The 16,578-nt window shown below is 69.7% G+C and carries 19 protein-coding genes; 14 read left to right on the forward strand and 5 right to left on the reverse strand.

Annotated features, from left to right (window positions below):
• Positions 1–2 precede the first annotated feature (2 nt).
• Positions 3–836 carry an alpha/beta fold hydrolase gene (locus FK268_RS04160; protein ID WP_146431358.1) on the reverse strand — a complete coding sequence of 278 codons (834 nt, stop codon included), beginning with the start codon at positions 834–836 and terminating at the stop codon, positions 3–5.
• A gap of 244 nt (positions 837–1,080) precedes the next feature.
• On the opposite strand from FK268_RS04160, the gene FK268_RS04165 reads away from it, so the two are divergent.
• The 10 genes from FK268_RS04165 to FK268_RS24125 all read left to right on the forward strand — a co-directional run bounded on the left by FK268_RS04165 (position 1,081) and on the right by FK268_RS24125 (position 9,447).
• Positions 1,081–1,425: a 2Fe-2S iron-sulfur cluster-binding protein gene (locus FK268_RS04165; protein WP_146431360.1), complete on the forward strand. Its 345-nt coding sequence runs from the start codon at positions 1,081–1,083 to the stop codon at positions 1,423–1,425.
• Positions 1,426–1,437: 12 nt separating this feature from the next.
• A complete protein-coding gene (locus FK268_RS04170) occupies positions 1,438–2,352 on the forward strand; it encodes a catechol 2,3-dioxygenase (protein ID WP_146431362.1) in 915 nt (304 codons plus the stop codon).
• 34 nt (positions 2,353–2,386) lie between these two features.
• The gene (locus FK268_RS04175; RefSeq protein WP_146431364.1) at positions 2,387–2,983 is read left to right on the forward strand and encodes a flavin reductase family protein; all 597 of its coding nucleotides are present in this window, start codon (positions 2,387–2,389) and stop codon (positions 2,981–2,983) included.
• Positions 2,984–3,008: 25 nt separating this feature from the next.
• On the forward strand, positions 3,009–4,286 hold the full coding sequence (locus FK268_RS04180; protein ID WP_146431366.1) for an LLM class flavin-dependent oxidoreductase: 1,278 nt from the start codon (positions 3,009–3,011) through the stop codon (positions 4,284–4,286).
• Positions 4,283–5,083: an alpha/beta fold hydrolase gene (locus FK268_RS04185; protein WP_146431368.1), complete on the forward strand. Its 801-nt coding sequence runs from the start codon at positions 4,283–4,285 to the stop codon at positions 5,081–5,083. Before FK268_RS04180 ends, FK268_RS04185 begins: the two co-directional genes overlap by 4 nt.
• The gene (locus FK268_RS04190; RefSeq protein ID WP_146431370.1) at positions 5,080–5,871 is read left to right on the forward strand and encodes a 2-keto-4-pentenoate hydratase; all 792 of its coding nucleotides are present in this window, start codon (positions 5,080–5,082) and stop codon (positions 5,869–5,871) included. Before FK268_RS04185 ends, FK268_RS04190 begins: the two co-directional genes overlap by 4 nt.
• A gap of 11 nt (positions 5,872–5,882) precedes the next feature.
• Positions 5,883–6,848, forward strand: a complete 966-nt coding sequence (locus FK268_RS04195) for an acetaldehyde dehydrogenase (acetylating) (protein WP_146431372.1) — start codon at positions 5,883–5,885, stop codon at positions 6,846–6,848.
• Between the two features lie 11 nt (positions 6,849–6,859).
• Positions 6,860–7,897 carry a 4-hydroxy-2-oxovalerate aldolase gene (gene dmpG, locus FK268_RS04200; protein ID WP_146431374.1) on the forward strand — a complete coding sequence of 346 codons (1,038 nt, stop codon included), beginning with the start codon at positions 6,860–6,862 and terminating at the stop codon, positions 7,895–7,897.
• A 174-nt stretch (positions 7,898–8,071) separates the two neighbouring features.
• Entirely contained in the window at positions 8,072–8,827 is a 756-nt protein-coding gene (locus tag FK268_RS24120; protein WP_158636033.1) for a hypothetical protein, read from the forward strand.
• The gene (locus FK268_RS24125; RefSeq protein WP_158636034.1) at positions 8,827–9,447 is read left to right on the forward strand and encodes a cytochrome c oxidase subunit 3 family protein; all 621 of its coding nucleotides are present in this window, start codon (positions 8,827–8,829) and stop codon (positions 9,445–9,447) included. The genes FK268_RS24120 and FK268_RS24125 overlap by 1 nt, the downstream gene beginning before the upstream one ends.
• A gap of 45 nt (positions 9,448–9,492) precedes the next feature.
• Here the strand turns inward: FK268_RS24125 and FK268_RS04210 are convergent, their stop codons facing one another.
• On the reverse strand, positions 9,493–10,497 hold the full coding sequence (locus FK268_RS04210) for an AraC family transcriptional regulator (RefSeq protein ID WP_158636035.1): 1,005 nt from the start codon (positions 10,495–10,497) through the stop codon (positions 9,493–9,495).
• Between the two features lie 252 nt (positions 10,498–10,749).
• Between FK268_RS04210 and FK268_RS04215 the strand changes: the two genes are divergently transcribed.
• Genes FK268_RS04215 through FK268_RS04225 form a run of 3 tightly spaced genes read left to right on the forward strand, consistent with a single transcriptional unit; the run spans position 10,750 to position 12,913 of the window.
• Positions 10,750–11,499, forward strand: a complete 750-nt coding sequence (locus FK268_RS04215) for an SDR family NAD(P)-dependent oxidoreductase (RefSeq protein ID WP_146431380.1) — start codon at positions 10,750–10,752, stop codon at positions 11,497–11,499.
• Positions 11,496–12,623, forward strand: coding sequence for a zinc-binding dehydrogenase (locus FK268_RS04220; RefSeq protein ID WP_231706902.1), 1,128 nt, complete (start codon positions 11,496–11,498; stop codon positions 12,621–12,623). Before FK268_RS04215 ends, FK268_RS04220 begins: the two co-directional genes overlap by 4 nt.
• On the forward strand, positions 12,620–12,913 hold the full coding sequence (locus tag FK268_RS04225; protein ID WP_146431382.1) for a cytochrome C oxidase subunit IV family protein: 294 nt from the start codon (positions 12,620–12,622) through the stop codon (positions 12,911–12,913). Before FK268_RS04220 ends, FK268_RS04225 begins: the two co-directional genes overlap by 4 nt.
• 22 nt (positions 12,914–12,935) lie before the next feature.
• Here FK268_RS04225 and FK268_RS04230 read toward each other — a convergent pair whose 3' ends face one another.
• Entirely contained in the window at positions 12,936–13,154 is a 219-nt protein-coding gene (locus FK268_RS04230; protein WP_146431385.1) for a hypothetical protein, read from the reverse strand.
• 55 nt (positions 13,155–13,209) lie between these two features.
• Between FK268_RS04230 and FK268_RS04235 the strand changes: the two genes are divergently transcribed.
• On the forward strand, positions 13,210–14,217 hold the full coding sequence (locus FK268_RS04235) for an ArsR family transcriptional regulator (protein ID WP_146431389.1): 1,008 nt from the start codon (positions 13,210–13,212) through the stop codon (positions 14,215–14,217).
• Here FK268_RS04235 and FK268_RS04240 read toward each other — a convergent pair.
• Together FK268_RS04240 and FK268_RS04245 are read right to left on the reverse strand one after the other, a co-directional pair.
• Positions 14,186–15,382 carry an amidohydrolase gene (locus tag FK268_RS04240; RefSeq protein WP_438695959.1) on the reverse strand — a complete coding sequence of 399 codons (1,197 nt, stop codon included), beginning with the start codon at positions 15,380–15,382 and terminating at the stop codon, positions 14,186–14,188. The genes FK268_RS04235 and FK268_RS04240 overlap by 32 nt on opposite strands.
• Positions 15,379–16,557, reverse strand: coding sequence for an amidohydrolase (locus FK268_RS04245; RefSeq protein WP_146431897.1), 1,179 nt, complete (start codon positions 16,555–16,557; stop codon positions 15,379–15,381). The genes FK268_RS04240 and FK268_RS04245 overlap by 4 nt, the downstream gene beginning before the upstream one ends.
• Positions 16,558–16,578 lie beyond the last annotated feature (21 nt).

The following is a 16,578-nucleotide window of genomic DNA, read 5'->3' on the forward strand; positions in this document are numbered from 1 at the left end:
CCCTACAGCATGCCCGCGAGGAAGACGTCCACGAGCAGGTTGAACCGATCCGTGGCCTCGATCTGCACCCAATGCCCGCATTCGGCGAAGACGTGCAGCTGCGAATCCGGGATGAGGTCCAGCAGCCGGTGGCTGTTCGCCAGTGGGATCACCCGGTCATCACGGCCGTGGATGATCATCGTGGGCTGTGCGATCGCCGAGATCTCGGCCTCCGGGACCGCCATCTCGAGGACCTTGTCCTGACGAGGCGCCGGGAACATCGACGCGTAGGCCTCCTGCACCCCCGGCCGCACCGAGGCGCGGTAGCGCAGCTCGGCCAGCTCATCCGTCGCGTACTCGGAATGGAAGGCGAAGACGTCCAGCAGTGCGCGCATGTTCGCGACGGAGGGTTCGTAGCCCCAGACCGCGTCCAGGCCGGGCGTGATCGGGAAGAGCACGCCGACGCTGCCCATGAGCACCAGCCGATTCACGCGATCCGGGTACCGGGTGGCGAGCCGTAGCGCGAGCGCCCCACCGAAGCTGTTGCCCACCACGGAGACCCGATCCAAGCCGAGGGCATCGAGAAACCCGACGAGGTGCTCGAGCCAGGCCTCCGAGTCGTAGACGGTGCCGTCGGGCCGCTCGGTGTAGCCGAAGCCGGCGATGTCCGGGGCCAGCACGCGGTGCCGCTTGGACAGCTCAGGAATCGTCAACCGCCAATTGGCCCAAGCCGATACACCGGGCCCGGAGCCGTGGATGAGCAGCACCGGGTCGCCGGTGCCGGCGTCGTGATAGTTGGTGGCGACGCCGTTGACGTCGATGGTCGAACCGATCTCGGGCGAGGTCGTAGTGGTCATCTCGCTGCTCCTTCTGGCGATGCGGTGCGGGCGGTTTCCCCGCGACGAATCGACAGTGACATGGAGGAAAAGTCGAGGTCAACGGGCTTTGTGGCCTCCGACACAGTTCGTTGCGCGTTCCGGATGAGGCCTTCGTCCGGCGGATCGAAACCGGCGTGTGACCCGCCTTACAGTCGTTGCACGCCCAGCGGAGCACCTGCTCCCCGGAACCGCTCCCGACGAACTCCCGACGAAGGAGGATGACATGGAATCGACTGCCGCACAGTCACAGACGATCCGCATCCTGCCGGAGGACGTCACCATCGACCACCGGTCGGGCGAGTCGATCGTCGAGGCGATCCGGCGCAACGGCTACCGCACGAAGTACCTGTGCCGCCGCGGCGGATGCGGGCAGTGCACCGCCCACCTCGTCGAGGGCACGGTGTACTACCCGGAAGCTGTGTCGGACAGCGTCCTCGGCGTCGACGAGGCCGGATCCGGGGCCTGCCTGCCGTGCCGCGCGCGGCCCGACGGTGCCGTCACCGTCCGGCTCGCGGCCGGCGACCGCCTGCGGGACGTCCTCGGCCCCCTCCGCCCCACCCACCACTAGAAGGAGTAAGTCATGGGAGTCATCCGACTCGGCTACGTGCACGTGCGAGTGTCCGATCTGGACACCGCTGCGGAGCACTACGCCAACACACTCGGCATGGACACCGTGGCCGAGGAGACCGGCCGCATGTACCTCAAGTCGTGGGATGAACACGACCACCACTCGGTGGTCCTCGAGGAGGGCGGCGTCGGGCTGGTCAAGCTCGGATACAAGGTGGAGTCCTCCGCCGATCTCGACCTCTTCGAGAAGCGCGCCAAGACCTTCGGCGTCACCACCGAGCGGATGAGCAGGGGCGACAACGTGGGCGTCGGCGACGGACTGAGGATCACCCTGCCATCCGACCACACGCTCGAGCTGTACGCCGACGTCGAATACCTCGGCAACGCCACCGGCCGCTGGAACCCCGACCCGTGGCCCCGAGAGGGACTGCGCGGCATCGGCGTACCCCGCCTCGACCACACGCTGATCACCACCGAGGATCCGGCGCTGCTGGAGCGGTTCTTCTCCGACGTCCTCGGCTTCCGCGCCGCGGAGCACCTGGTGGGCGGCGAGGACAACGAGGACCTGGTCGGCTCGTGGATGTTCTGCGGCGAACAGCCCCACGACATCGCCTTCGTCAAGGGCGAGCAGGGCAAGCTGCACCACTTCGCCTACCACGTGGACGACTGGAGCACGCTGCTCCGCGCCGGCGACATGTTCTCCATGCGGGAGGTGCCGATCGACTTCGGCCCCGCCCGGCACGGCATCACCCGCGGCGAGACGATCTACTTCTTCGATCCCTCGGGCAACCGCAACGAGATCTTCGCCGGCGGCTACCGCACGGGCCCCGATTTCCGCACCGTCACCTGGACGATGGACAAGGCCGCTCAGGGCATCAATTACACCCACCGCGAGCTGGATCCCGACTTCCTCAACGTCGTGACGTAGTTCCCGAAACCTCTCCACCAGAAGGAGGAAGAACATGACCACCCTCGACCCGCGTCAACTGCGCCGCGTCTTCGGCGAATTCTCCACCGGTGTCACGGTGGTCACTTATGCCGATGACGACGGCACGCCCCGTGGCGCCACCATGAACTCATTCACGTCGGTGTCCATGGACCCGCCGCTGGGCCTGGTCTCGGTCGCCCGGCAGGCGAAGGCCGCCACCGCGCTTCCCGACCGGCCCTTCGCCATCAACATCCTCTCGGCGAACCAACTCGACATCGCGCTGCACTTCGCCGGCAAGCCCAACGAGGGCCTGACGGTTCCCTGGCACCTCGACCCGCACGGCGCCCCGCGCCTGCTCGGCTGCGCCGCGTGGCTGCAGTGCGCACCCTGGCAGAGCTACGACGGCGGCGACCACGTGCTCGTCCTCGGCGAGATCACCTGCCACGACGCACGCCCCCTGGAGCCGCTCACCTTCCACCGCGGAGAGTTCCGCCGCCCGGGCCTCAAACTCCTGCAGATGCCCCGCACCGTCGCCTTCGACGGCCGGCCCGCCCCCGAATGGGTGGACCGGATCCATGCACTGCACGCCCTCGCGGAGGCGGGCATCGACTCCGCACCTCTCGACCTCTGACCCAGCCCCGACAAGGAGATTCACGATGAAGGTCAACTACTTCCAGCAGGTCCCGTACCGGGACCTGGCGGCGGACTTCGAGACGAAGTACGAGTCCGTGGTCACCACCCCCTACTTCGAGAACACCGATGCGGAGAAGGTGGGCCGGGACTTCCGGTCCGCTCTCGACGAGCTGATGCACGCCGCGCGCGCCGGTTTCGACGGCCTCGCCGTCACCGAGCACGGCCAGAGCAGCTACGACATGGCGCCGAACCCGAACATCATCGAGGCCGCGGTCGCCTACGCGACCGAGGTCGAGGGCATCGACACGGCGATCTACCCCGTGGGCCGCTCGCTCGGCAAGTCGCTCGAGCCGCTCCGCGCCGCGGAGGAACTCGCCATGATCGACAACATCTCCCGCGGCCGGCTCGTCAGCGGCTTCCCCGTGGGCCTGGCCTACGACGCGAACATCAACAACGGCGTGCCGCCGGCGCAGACCCGCCAGCGGTTCGACGAGAGCCTCGAGCTGGTGCTCAAGGCGTGGTCGGCGAAGGAGCCCTTCGCCTGGAACGGCCGCACCTCGCAGTACGGCTCCGTCAACCTATGGCCGCGGCCCATGCAGCAGAATCCGCTGCCGCCCGTGTGGATCACCGGCATCGGCAACCCGCGCACCATGGCCTTCACGGTGGAGCGCGAGTTCGGCTTCAACTACTTCGGCTGGTTCGGCATGAAGGTCGCGGGCCGCCGCATCTTCGACCGGTTCTGGGAGACCGTTGAGGCCGCCGGCAAGCCCGCCAACCCGTACCGCCTGGGCTTCATGCAGACGGTGTGCGTGGCCGAGACGGACGCCAAGGCGGAGAAGCTCTTCGCCGAGCATGCGGAGTACTTCTTCCGCAAGGGCCTCGGCTCGATCCCGATGGAGCGCCTCGCGCTGCCCGGCGGCATCGACATCCGCGGCGTCGAGGCGATCATGCGCGACCCGAGCGACTTCGGCATCTACGGCCGCATGAAGACCATCGACTTCAAGGAGCTGGTGGAGGCCGGCTCGGTGATCTGCGGCTCGCCCGACACCGTCGCCGAGCAGCTGATCTCCACCTCCCGCGAGTACCGCATCGGCAACCTGCACGCGATGCTGCAGTTCGGCTCCATGCCGCACGGGCTCGCCAAGGACAACATCGACCTGTTCGCGGCGGAGGTCATGCCCCGCCTGAAGAACGTCTGGGCCGACCAGGGCTACGACCACCACTGGTGGCCCGAGCGCCTCGGCGGCGTCCCCCTCTCCGCGGCAGATCAGGCCGCCATCACGAACGGAGCACTCGTATGACCGCCCCCACCACCGAACGCGTCGTCGACGTCTGGAACGGTGATATCCGCCTGCGCTTCAAGGTGGCCGGCCAGGGCCCCGCGCTGGTGTACCTGCACGGCGCGTCCGGCCTCGTCTGGGACGAGGTCCTCGACCGCCTCTCGCAGGACTACACGGTGTACGCGCCGGAGTTCCCCGGTACCTCCGCCGTGGACCCCTACGCCATCCACAAGGTCGACGACCTGTGGCAGCTGGTCCTGCTCTACGAGCAGGCGATCCGGCAGCTCGACATCGGCACGCCCGCGCTCATGGGCCAGTCCTTCGGCGGCATGCTCGCCGCCGAGCTGGCCGCCGCCTATCCCGACCGGTTCAGCAAGCTCGTCCTGCTCGACCCCGTCGGCCTGTGGCGCGACGACGCGCCGGTGACCAACTGGATCACCGCCCCCGCGGACTCCCTTCCATCGCTGCTGTTCGCCGAGCCCGACGGCCCGGCCGCCGCTGCGCTGCTCGCCCCACCGGCCGACCCGGAGGAGGCCATCGCCGCCGGAGCGGCGCTGGTCTGGTCCATGGGCTGCACGGGCAAGTTCCTGTGGCCGCTGCCCGACAAGGGCCTGCGCAAGCGGCTCCACCGCGTGCAGGCGCCCACGCTGGTGGTGTGGGGCGAAAAGGACGCGCTGATCTCGCCCGTGTACGCCGAGGACTTCGTCGCCGGCATCGCGGACGCCCGCGCCACCGTCATCGCCGGCTCCGGGCACATCCCGCAGATCGAGGCCGCCGACGCGACCTACGACCAGGTCAGCGCCTTCCTCTCCGCATGACAGCCTCAGATCAGGACATCGCCGCGGCCGCCGACCGGCTGATCGCGGCCGAATCGTCCGGCCTCCCCTGCGCGCCCGTCCGCGACCTGATCGGTCCGGACGACGTGCATGCGGCGTACGCGGTGCAGGAGCGGATCCTCCAACGCCGCGTCGCGGCCGGCGGGGAGGTGGTGGGCCGCAAGATCGGCCTCACCTCCCCCGCCGTCCAGCGGCAACTCGGCGTGGACCGCCCCGACTTCGGCATGCTGCTGGCGGACATGGCCGTCGACGACGGCTCGACGGTCCCCCTGGGCCGCTTGCTGCAGCCCCGCATCGAGGCGGAGATCGCCTTCGTCCTGCGGGAGGACCTGTCCGACGGTGCGCTCGACCTCCCGCAGGTGCGAGGTGCGGTGGACTACGCCGTCGCGGCCTTCGAGATCGTCGACAGCCGGATCGCGGACTGGGACATCACCTTCGGCGACACCGTCGCCGACAACGGCTCCAGTGGGCTGTTCGTCCTCGGCGAGCAACGGCGGACCCTCGACGAGTTCGAGCCCGTCGCGGCGGAGATGACGATGTCGCTGGACAGCACCGAGGTCTCCACCGGCACCGGTGCGGCGTGCCTGGGCGATCCACTGTTCGCGCTGCAGTGGCTCGCCGGCGCCGCACGCGACCTCGGCACCCCGCTCCGCGCGGGCCAGGTCGTGCTCTCGGGCGCCCTCGGCCCGATGGCCCCCGTCACCGGCCCCGGCACCTGGACGACCTCCATCACCGGTCTCGGCTCCGTGACCGTCCATTTCTCCGATTGAGAGACCCCACCATGACTGACCCACGACCCGTGAAGGTCGCCATCGTCGGCTCCGGCAACATCGGCACCGACCTGATGATCAAGGCCACCCGCTCTCCCGCACTCGAGGTCGCCGCCGTTGTCGGCATCGACCCCGCGTCCGACGGCCTGGCCCGCGCTCGCGCGGCCGGCATCGACACCGTCGCGGACGGCGTGGCGGGCCTGATCGAGCTGCCCGGCTTCGACGAGATCGACGTGGTCTTCGACGCCACCTCCGCCGACGCCCACGTGGCGAACGCCGCGGCGCTCGCGCCGTACGGCAAGCGTCTGATCGACCTGACGCCGGCGGCGCTGGGCCCGTTCGTGATCCCCGCGGTGAACCTCGACGCGCACCGTGGCGCCGAGAACGTCAACATGGTCACCTGCGGCGGCCAGGCGACGATCCCCGTCGTCGCCGCCATCGCGGCCGTCGCCCCCGTGGCGTACGCCGAGATCGTGGCGTCGATCGCCTCCAGATCGGCGGGTCCCGGCACCCGCGCCAACATCGACGAGTTCACCGAGACCACCTCGCACGCCATCGAATCCGTCGGCGGCGCCGAGCGCGGCAAGGCGATCATCGTACTCAACCCGGCCGAGCCGCCGCTGATGATGCGCGACACCGTGCTGGCGCTCGTCGACCTGTCGGCGGCATCGGCGGAGGACGTCGAGCGCTCGATCGCCGAGATGGTTGCGCGGGTCTCCGCGTACGTACCCGGGTACCGGCTCAAGCAGCAGGTGCAGATCGCGCCGATCCCCGCGGATCAGCCGGTGCACACGCTGCTGCGCGCGGACTCCGACGCCCGCCCCACCCACCAGGTCTCGGTCTTCCTCGAGGTCGAGGGCGCGGCGGACTATCTGCCCGCCTACGCCGGGAACCTGGACATCATGACCTCGGCGGCGATCCGCTACGCCGAGGCGATCGCGGCCGATCGCGCCGCGGCGACCAGCCCCGCGAGCTGAAGGAGCACCCGATGACCACCGAACTGTTCATCCAGGACGTGACCCTGCGCGACGGCATGCACGCCCTCCGGCACCGCATCGAGCCCGCCGACGTCGGGCGGATCGTCCGCGCCCTCGACGCCGCCGGCGTCGACGCGATCGAGGTGGCGCACGGCGACGGCCTCGCCGGCGGCAGCCTCAACTACGGCCCCGGCAGCCACAGCGACTGGGAGTGGATCGAGGCCGCGGCGGCGAACATCACGCACGCCCGGCTCACCACGCTGCTGCTCCCCGGGATCGGCACGATCGAGGACCTGCGGCACGCCTTCGCCCTGGGTGTGCGCTCCGTCCGCGTGGCCACGCACTGCACCGAGGCGGACGTCTCCGCGCAGCACATCGGTACCGCCCGCGACCTCGGCATGGACGTCTCCGGCTTCCTCATGATGAGCCACATGACCGACCCCGTGCACTTGGCCGAGCAGGCGAAGCTCATGGAGGGCTATGGCGCGCACTGCGTGTACGTCACCGACTCCGGCGGTCGACTCACGATGGACGGCGTCCGGGAGCGCGTGCGCCGGTACCGCGACGTACTCGACCCGGCGACGGAGATCGGCGTGCACGCCCACGAGAATCTCTCGCTGGCCGTGGCGAACTCGGTCGTCGCCGTGGAGGAGGGCGCCACCCGCGTGGACGCCTCGCTCGCGGGACACGGTGCGGGCGCGGGCAACTGCCCGATCGAGCCCTTCATCGCCGTGGCCGACCTGACCGAGGGCTGGAAGCACAATGCGGACCTGTTCGCGCTGCAGGACGCCGCCGACGACATCGTCCGGCCACTGCAGGACCGCCCCGTGCGGGTGGACCGGGAGACGTTGACGCTCGGCTTCGCCGGGGTCTACTCCTCGTTCCTGCGGCACGCCGAGGCCGCCGCGGATCGCTACTGCCTGGACGTGCGCAGCATCCTCGTCGAGGTGGGCCGACGCGGGCTCGTCGGCGGACAGGAGGACCAGATCGTCGACATCGCACTGGATCTGGCCACCCGCGGCCGCACGCGGCTCCCCGCGCCCGCCTGATCCGGCGCCGTCAGGCCGGCCCCGCCCACTCGGGCGGGGCCGGCTTGGCTCGATCGAACACTCGCGGGAAACGGATGACGCTCGCGCGCAGCGGATCGCTCGGGTCGGTGTGATCCACGTAACTTCAGGACACGATCGATTGCGCCATGTGGCGCGAGAAGGGATGTGTCTCACATGAATACGGATCAGATCAGTCCGACGGTGAAGAAGTGGTTCATCTGGTCGGGCCCAGGAGCGCTCGTGCCGTTCATCATCGCGCTGCTCTTCTTGGCGCGGATGGTCCCTCCGCCGCGGCCCTCGTGGTCGGCGGAGCGGATCGCCGCGGTGTACGCGGGCAACCAGCAGGGAATCCTCATGGCCGCGTTCATCGCGATCGTGTCGATCGCGTTCTGGGCCAATTGGGCGGGCGTAGTGATCGCGCAGTCCCGCCAGGTGGAGGGCAAGGTGCCCTTCCTCAACCAGACGCTGACGATCTTCGGCTCGTCGATGTTCCTGATCACGCTCTCGTGCCCCACCCTCCTGGGCTTCGCCGCCTACCGCGCTGGGGAGACCTCTCCGCAGATCACGCAGATGCTCAACGACGCCTTCTGGTTCGCCGCCGAGTACCCCTACTCGCCGTTCGCCGGTTTCATGGTGGTGTTGGCCATCATCGTGTTCAGCGACAAGCGCCCCGAACCCGTTTTCCCACGCTGGGTGGGCTACTTCTGTCTGTGGTGCACCCTGCTGATGGTGCCCGGCGGCATGCTCGCGTTCTTCAAGACCGGCCCGTTCGCCTTCGACGGCCTCATGGCCTTCTACGTCCTCGCCGGCGCCTACACGACCTTCACGGTGACGCTGTCGGTGGTCATGCACCGTCAGGTGAACGGTGTTGCAGCCGCGTCCACCCCCGCGCAGCAGGAGCGGGTCACGAAGGATCTGGTGGAGGCGTGATGAGCATCGACCGGTACGTACCTGCCTTCCCTGCCGAGAAGTCGGCGATCGGACGGGAATCAGGCTCCGTCAAGCGGATCCCCGGCGAGATCGGGATCTGGGTCTTCATCTACGGCGACCTGGTCGTGTTCGCGCTCCTGTTCGGGCTGTTCGCGATCTACCGACGGCGCCAGCCGGAGGTGTTCCACAGCTCGCAGCACGCGATGATCCAGGTGCTGGGACTGACGAACACTATTGTCCTGCTCGTGAGTTCACTCTTCGTGGTGCTCGGCATGCGCGCGCTGAAGAGCAGGGACCGCAGTGCGGCCCGGTCGTTCACCATCGCGCTGGTGTGCGGCGCGGCCTTCGTCGGCATCAAGGCGATCGAATGGACCGCGAAGCTCTCCGACGGCCACACGATGTACTCCGACGACTACTTCCAGCTCTACTACGTGCTCACGGGCGTCCACCTGGTTCATGTCGCGGTCGGGATGGTGGTGCTGATGTACCTGATCCGCACCGCGCGGCTCACCGTCGTCGGACCGGACCGTATGGCGTCGGCCGAATCGGGCGCCTGCTTCTGGCACATGGTCGACCTGCTCTGGGTCGTGATCTTCCCGCTCTGCTACCTGCTGGTCTGAGCCCGACGAACCGGGATGACCATCGGTCGCCGTCGCGAGCCCTACTCAACCCCGCAGGGTCTGCGACGGCGACCGGCCGTACCGCGCGGCGTACACCGAGGCGAACCGGGACACGTGCCCGAATCCCCAGCGGTAGGCGATGTTCGCCACGGAGAGGCCGTCGGCCGCCGTCGCACGTTCCAGATCGGCATGGGCGCGCGAAAGACGTACTCGGCGAAGGTACTCCATCGGACTGAGGCCGAGGTACTCGGCGAACGCGGATTGCAACGAACGCACGCTCGTCCCCGCAGCCTGCGCAAGGTCCGCGACGGTGTGCGGCGATGCCGGATCGCTCTCGATGAGGTCCACGGCACGCGAGATGAACCGAGGCCGCGCAGGCCTGGCTTCGCCGGCCAACCGGCCGCTGAAGTTGTTGGGCTGGGCCGCGAGCAGCTGGCCGATGACCAGATCCTCGAGCGGCCGCAGCACGAGCTCCGGCGCGCCCCGGTCCACAGCGTCACGCAGCAGCGTCACAGCGTTCACCCAGTCCCGTCCGACACCGTCGCCCACGTCGAATGGAACATCGAAGCGGACGGCTTCGTCGGGCGCATAGCCGAGGATCCCCTCGAGGCAGCGCTCCACGGCGGTGCGGCCGATCTCGACCGCCAGCTGGGCGCAATCGGCGCTCCAGTGCATGCTGGCGTCGCCGTCAAGGGCTAGGACTACGGCGCGTTTCGGCGTGGACTCGACCTCCTCGTGACCGCACTGCAGGAGCGAGCCGCCGCGGATCGGTACGCCGACCTGGTAGTGAGACTGCATTCGGCTGGGGCGGACGATGACCTCGGTGCCGTGGCTGATCTCGGCGACGGTGATCGACTCCGTGTACCGCGCGTGAATCTCGACCTCGAAATCTCCTCGGGGGCCCATGATCACGAGATCGTGGGGGCAGAACACGGACGAGATGGTGTGCACAGCCTCGTCGAGGTCACCGGTCCGTGCGGAATCAACCTTCCAGCGAGGGGTGGCCGATGCCGCAAGGCCGCTTCGGAGCGGGTCGATCGTCGTGCTCATCACCCGAGTCTGGCACGCCGCTACAGCTCTGAACAGGGGAAATCGGAGTGCATCCGGTGTGTGAGCAAATCGTTGCGCGAAGTGGCCCATCGTTTCGCCGTGCGGATCGCCGCGGTCTGCGCAGCCTCCTAATGTTCTCCTTCAACGGCGCCACACGTACTCGCCCGATCGTCGATCGGACTGCCGCCGCATCGATCCCCATCAGTCGCAGGCTCCCCCGAGCGTTCTCGACCCACGAACGGAGAAATCCCCATGTCAGCAACTCACGACGAACGTGTCGCCGTCGTCACCGGCGCCGCGCGCGGTATCGGCCAAGCCGTGTGCCGGCAACTCGCGGAGCGCGGCGTCACCATCGTCGCCGTCGACGTCACCGATCCCACGGAGACGCTTGACCAGCTCGCATCCGCCGGTCACGACGACGCCCTCGGCCTCGTCGCCGACGTCACCGACCCCGAACGCGTGCAGCAGATCGGCGACGAGGTCCGCGAGCGCTTCGGCCGGTGCGACATCCTCGTCAACAACGTCGGCATCTACCCCTTCGTCGACATCGACGACCTCACGCTGGAGACCTGGCGAAAGGTCCTCTCGGTGAACCTCGACTCCCAGTTCCTCATGACCAAGACGGTCCTGCCGCTCATGAAGGAAGCGGGATGGGGACGGATCGTGAACCTCACGTCCAACTCGATCGGGCTCGTCGTGCCCGGCCTGAGCGCGTACGGCGCCAGCAAGATGGGCGCGATCGGATTCACCCGCGCCCTGGCGACCGATGTCGCGCCCTTCGGTATCACCGTCAACGCCGTGGGACCCACGCTCACCCGCACGCCCGGCGTGACTTCCGCGGTGGCCCCCGAACTGCAGGAGGCGGTTTCGCAGGGCCAGGCCATCAAGAAGGTCGGCGAGGCCGACGACGTCGTCGGAACGATCCTGTTCCTCGCGAGCGAGGACTCCTACTTCGTGACCGGCCAGACCATCATGGCCGACGGCGGGCTGGTGCGACTGTGACCACCACCGTGAACAGCCGCATCGCCGTCTTCGCCGAGGGCGGCCGTCCTGTCGAGTCCCGTAGCATCGAGGTCCCCGCGCCCGGCCGGGGACAGATCCTCGCGCGCACCGCGCTGGGCGGCGTCTGCGGGACCGACGTGCACTTGCGCCGCGGCGACTTCGACCTCCCGTTCCCTGTAGTGCTCGGGCACGAGGGTGTCGGCATCGTCGAGCAACTCGGCGAGGGAGTCGTACGCGACGCGGCCGGGGTCTCCCTCGCCGTCGGCGACGCGGTCTACTGGTCCCCGATCCCGCCGTGCGGACGGTGCTACTACTGCACCGTCGAGAAGGACTTCTCCTCGTGCACGCAGTCGGCCTGGTTCCACGACGCCGACCTTCCCGGCTGGGGCAGCTACGCCGACTACGTGACCCTGCCCGCCGCGATGTCGGTCTATCGGATCCCGGACGGTACCTCGCCGGAGGCGGTGATCGCGCTCGGCTGCGCGCTGCCGGCGGTCCTGCAGGGCTTCGACCGGGCAGGAGAGTCCGGTGTCATCGACACCGTCGTGATCCAGGGCGCCGGGCCGATCGGCCTGTCCGCGGTGCTCGCTGCCCGGCAGCGCGGCGCGGGCACGATCGTCGTGATCGATCAGCACGAGAACCGGCTCGCGACCGCCCGCGCGCTCGGCGCCACCGCCACGCTGACGCTCGACACCGACGCGGCGGAGCGCAAGCGCCGCGTACTCGAACTGTGCGGCGAGCGCGGGCCGCGCCTCGTCGTCGAGGCCGCGGGGGTGCTGTCGGCGTTCGGCGAAGGCGTGGACCTGGCCGGGCACAACGGCGCCTACCTGCTGATCGGGCTCTGGTCCGGCCGGGGCCAGGTGCCGATAGACCCGACGGTCGTCGTGCACAAGAACCTCCGCATCGTCGGATCCTGCTACGCCCAGCCCGAGCACTACTACCGGGCCATGCACCTCGCGGCAGAGCTCGAAGCGCGGATCCCATTGACCGACATCATCACCCACAGCTTCGATGTCGCTGACGCGAACGCGGCCCTCGACGCCGTCGAGCGGGGCGAGGCGGTGAAGGCCGTAATCCGGCCCGACAGCGCACTGCGGGCCCCTCTCCCGGGAGGCACTCGATGACCGCCACAGCGGCGACGGTCCACCAAGCCCCGTTGATCCGGCAGCCCTACTTCTGGGTCTGGCTCGGCTTGATCGCGGTGACCGGCGTGTCCTACTGGCTCGGTAGCGGCCACGGTATGGCCTCGCCGGAGGCGGCGAACGCAGTGATCCTCGTGGTCGCCTTCGTCAAGGTGCGCTTCATCGGAATCCATTTCATGGACCTCAAGGACGCGCCCTGGGCGTTGCGATCGATCTTCGAAGCTTTCTGTGTGATCGTCTGTGCAGCGCTGATCGCGATCCTCACGGTGTAGGCCCGCGCACGCCGCACGATGGTCAGGCGGCGTCGGGGCAGGTGGGGGTCGTCGGCGTGGGCTCGATCGCCGCGGCGAGGCGCCGCAGTGACCCCGCGGCGCGCGCTCGAACGCCCTGCCGCGGGCGGCGGTCGAGCCGCTGCCGCGCGTCGACGTGGTCGTGGATGTCCGCCAGGCGGGCGTAGACTGCCGCTGCGGGAGGATCCGCCGCCAGGTTCCAGTGCTCTCTGTATTCGCTCATACTGCAAGCACACACGAACCTCGCGACGGGTTCCAATGAATTAGGTGGCGCCTACATGTTGACCTACCTGCTGGACGTCGGCGATCTCGCCGACGCGCGATTCGTGGTGTCCCCGTTGAACGAAACAGCACTGAGCCTGTTTCACCTGAACCACGTCCACGGGACCGCGCAGCACCTGACCGCCTGGCGGCGCGAGGCCGACGCCCGCATCGACCGGTACGACCGCGAGCTCGTCGACGCGCTCGTCTCGCCGTCCGGCAGGCAGATACCGGACTTCCTCACCCCGATCACCGCCCCCGCTGCGGGCCGGCCGTCGTTCGAGGTCCACCTCGCGGATCTCGCCGCCACTGAGCCGGAGACCGCGCACGCCGAGCTGGCCGAGCTCACCGAGGACGGGCCGCCCTCGCCCGCACTGGCGCGGCTCCTGGCCCTCGACGACCCCGCGCCCGTTATCGCCGATGCTCTTGCCGCCTACCACGACGCCGCCATCGCCCCCGTCTGGCCCGTCGCGCAACGGATCCTGGAATCCGATGTGACGCACCGCGGTCGGGAGCTGGCCACCGGCGGCCCGGCCCGGCTGTTCGAGTCGCTCAGCCCTCGCGTGGAGTGGACCCGCACCGGAGAACTCAGCGTGGACCTGGCCTGTACGAAGAGCTCCGGACGGTTCTCCTCGGGTGGGCGCGGTTTGATCCTCATGCCCAGCGTCTTCATCAGCCGAGTGACGGTGGCGCACGATCCCCGTCGGACCGCTCCGCACGTCGGCTACCCCGCCCGGGGCTCCGCCACGCTCACCGAATCCGTGCGCCCCGCCGCGGACGACGCGCTGCGCAAGCTGATCGGGGCGGCCAAAGCAGACCTGCTCACCGCCCTCGCCGAGCCGGCGGCGGTCGTCGATCTCGCGGCGGCGCTGGGCGTCTCGCCGTCGGCGGTCTCGCAGAGCCTGAAGATCCTGGGCGCCAACGGCATCGTGGAGAGCTCGCGATACGGGCGGCGAGTCCTCTACCGTCGGAGCGCGATCGGCGACGCCCTGGTCAGCGCTCCGACGCGAAGACCACGTTCGTGAAGACCTTCACGCCCATCTCGAGTGCGCGCTCGTCGAGCACGAAGTCCGGTTGGTGCAGGTCGTACTGACGGCCCTCGCCGGACCACACGCCGAGCCGAGCCATCGCGCCGGGCGCCTCCTCCAGATACCAGGAGAAGTCCTCACCGCCGCCGGACTGCGGGGTGTCGACCACGCCGTCGGGCGAGACGGCGCGCGCCGCGTCGGCAAGCCTGGTGGCGGCCAGGTGGTCGTTGATGACGGGCGGGACGCCCCGGGTGTAGTTCACCTCGTGCTTGAGCCGCAGCGGCGCGAGCAGCTCGCCGATGATCTCGCGGACCAGCGGCTCCAGGGACTCCCAGATGGGGTGCTCGCCGGTGCGGACGGTGCCGTGCAACGCGCCGATCTGCGGGATCGCGTTCGGCGCGGATCCGGCGTTGGCCGCGCCCCACACCATGATCGTGCCGGACCGCGGGTCCACCCGGCGCGACAGGACACCGGGCAGCCCCGTGATCACCGTGCCCATGGCGTAGATCAGGTCGCTCGTCAGGTGCGGCCGCGAGGTGTGCCCGCCGGGCGAGTGCAGGATCACCTCGACGTGGTCGGCGGCCGAGGTGATGGCACCCGAGCGCACGCCGATCTTTCCGACCTCGACGCGCGGATCGCAGTGCAGCGCGTAGATGCGGGAGACGCCCTGCATCACCTCGTCGCGGACCGCGGAGAGCGCTCCGCCCGGCATGACCTCCTCGGCGGGCTGGAAGACCAGCCGCACGCCCACGGGCAACCGGCCGGCGCGGTCCAGCTCGGCGAGCACGAGTCCGGTGCCGAGCAGGATCGAGGTGTGCGCATCGTGGCCGCAAGCGTGGGAGACGCCCGCGGCGGTGGACTCGTAGGCGAGGCCGGTGGCCTCGTGGATGGGTAGGGCGTCCATGTCGGCCCGCAGGGCCAACCGATCACCGGTCGCCGGGCCGAGATCGCACACCAGTCCGGTGGTGGAGAGCTTGCGCGGATGCAGGCCCGCCGCGGTCAGCGCCTCGAAGACGACGTTGGTGGTGCGCTGCTCGCGCCAGGACAGCTCGGGGTGCGCGTGCAGATCGCGACGGAACTCACGGAGCCAATCGCCCTTGCGCCGCAACCACTGGTCGACGTACGCGGCCCTCGAGAGATCCTCGCCCACAGTCCCGCTCACCGTCCGCCTCCATCACTTCCACGACGCGCGGCCGCGGTCAGCAACCGGGCGCGCTCGTCCTCGTCCTCCGCGACCGCAGCGAAGGCTGCGGCCAGGGCCAGCGCACCGTCGCACACGGCCCGATCGGCGGATTCGCTCGCGGCGGCGGCCGTGAACTCCGGCTGATGGGTCACGGCCCCGCCGGTCTCGAGGCCGATCAGCGGATGGATCGACGGTACAGCGTGGCTCACATTGCCCATGTCGGTACTCCCCAGGGGCACCAGTCGCTCGTACTCCGGCGCCACCGGCGAACGGCCGATGGCGACCGCGGCGGAGCGGTACGCGGCAGCGAGGCCGTCGTCGCTGCGCAGCTCGGTGTAGGCGGGCGAGACCTCGGCTACCTCATGGGTGCAGCCGGCGGCGAGCGCGCCCGCGGCGAAGCAGTCGTCCGCGCGGGCCACGAGCCGGGCGAGCGACTCCGCATCGTCGGCGCGCAGGTAGTAGAGCAGTTCCGCCGCCGCGGGGACGACGTTCGGCGCGCTGCCGCCCTCACTGACGATGCCGTGCAGCTGCTGGCCGGGCTCGAGGTGCTGGCGCAGCAGGCCGAGCGCCACCTGGGCCACGGTCGCGGCGTCGCCCGCGTTGCGGCCGGCCCACGGTGCCGCGGAGGCGTGGGCCTCTCGGCCGGTGAACCGGATCGCCAGATCGGCCAGGGCGAGCGTGCGCGTACGCACCACGTCGAAGGGTGCCGGATGGACCATGCCCGCGCAGGCGACACCGTCGAAGGCGCCGCGCTGCAGCATGAGGACCTTGCCGCCCCCGGACTCCTCGGCGGGGGTGCCGTACACCTCGACGGTGATGCCCAGTTCGTCCGCGACGGAGGCGAGCGCGAGGCCCGCTCCGACCGCGGCAGCCGCGATGATGTTGTGCCCGCAGGCGTGACCTATCCCGGGCAGCGCGTCGTACTCGGCGAAGACCGCCACACGCAGCGGTCCGGAGCCGGACCGGGCGACGAACGCCGTCTCCAGCTCCGCGATCCCCTTCTCCACCGCGAAGCCGTGCCCCGCCAGCGCGTCCGCGACGAGCGCCGACGCGTGATGCTCCTCGAAGGCCAGTTCCGGGCGGGCGTGCACCGCGTGACTGACCGCGACCAGGTCACCCCGTGCGCGGTCGACGGTGCCGGTGAGCGACTCCAGAACGGAGGTGACGCGACCGGT

Origin of the sequence: Tsukamurella sputi (assembly GCF_007858445.1) — a bacterium.
Lineage (GTDB): Bacteria > Actinomycetota > Actinomycetes > Mycobacteriales > Mycobacteriaceae > Tsukamurella > Tsukamurella sputi.

Bases quoted from the DNA above. Each gene is read 5' to 3' on its own strand.
- FK268_RS24120 (WP_158636033.1), top strand. From the start codon at position 8,072: ATGAATACGGATCAGATCAGTCCGACGGTGAAGAAGTGGTTCATCTGG.
- FK268_RS04160 (WP_146431358.1), bottom strand. From the start codon at position 836: ATGACCACTACGACCTCGCCCGAGATCGGTTCGACCATCGACGTCAAC.
- FK268_RS04165 (WP_146431360.1), top strand. From the start codon at position 1,081: ATGGAATCGACTGCCGCACAGTCACAGACGATCCGCATCCTGCCGGAG.
- FK268_RS04190 (WP_146431370.1), top strand. From the start codon at position 5,080: ATGACAGCCTCAGATCAGGACATCGCCGCGGCCGCCGACCGGCTGATC.
- FK268_RS04235 (WP_146431389.1), top strand. From the start codon at position 13,210: ATGTTGACCTACCTGCTGGACGTCGGCGATCTCGCCGACGCGCGATTC.
- FK268_RS04210 (WP_158636035.1), bottom strand. From the start codon at position 10,497: ATGAGCACGACGATCGACCCGCTCCGAAGCGGCCTTGCGGCATCGGCC.
- FK268_RS04180 (WP_146431366.1), top strand. From the start codon at position 3,009: ATGAAGGTCAACTACTTCCAGCAGGTCCCGTACCGGGACCTGGCGGCG.
- FK268_RS04195 (WP_146431372.1), top strand. From the start codon at position 5,883: ATGACTGACCCACGACCCGTGAAGGTCGCCATCGTCGGCTCCGGCAAC.
- dmpG (WP_146431374.1), top strand. From the start codon at position 6,860: ATGACCACCGAACTGTTCATCCAGGACGTGACCCTGCGCGACGGCATG.
- FK268_RS24125 (WP_158636034.1), top strand. From the start codon at position 8,827: ATGAGCATCGACCGGTACGTACCTGCCTTCCCTGCCGAGAAGTCGGCG.
- FK268_RS04175 (WP_146431364.1), top strand. From the start codon at position 2,387: ATGACCACCCTCGACCCGCGTCAACTGCGCCGCGTCTTCGGCGAATTC.
- FK268_RS04215 (WP_146431380.1), top strand. From the start codon at position 10,750: ATGTCAGCAACTCACGACGAACGTGTCGCCGTCGTCACCGGCGCCGCG.
- FK268_RS04230 (WP_146431385.1), bottom strand. From the start codon at position 13,154: ATGAGCGAATACAGAGAGCACTGGAACCTGGCGGCGGATCCTCCCGCA.
- FK268_RS04185 (WP_146431368.1), top strand. From the start codon at position 4,283: ATGACCGCCCCCACCACCGAACGCGTCGTCGACGTCTGGAACGGTGAT.
- FK268_RS04170 (WP_146431362.1), top strand. From the start codon at position 1,438: ATGGGAGTCATCCGACTCGGCTACGTGCACGTGCGAGTGTCCGATCTG.
- FK268_RS04225 (WP_146431382.1), top strand. From the start codon at position 12,620: ATGACCGCCACAGCGGCGACGGTCCACCAAGCCCCGTTGATCCGGCAG.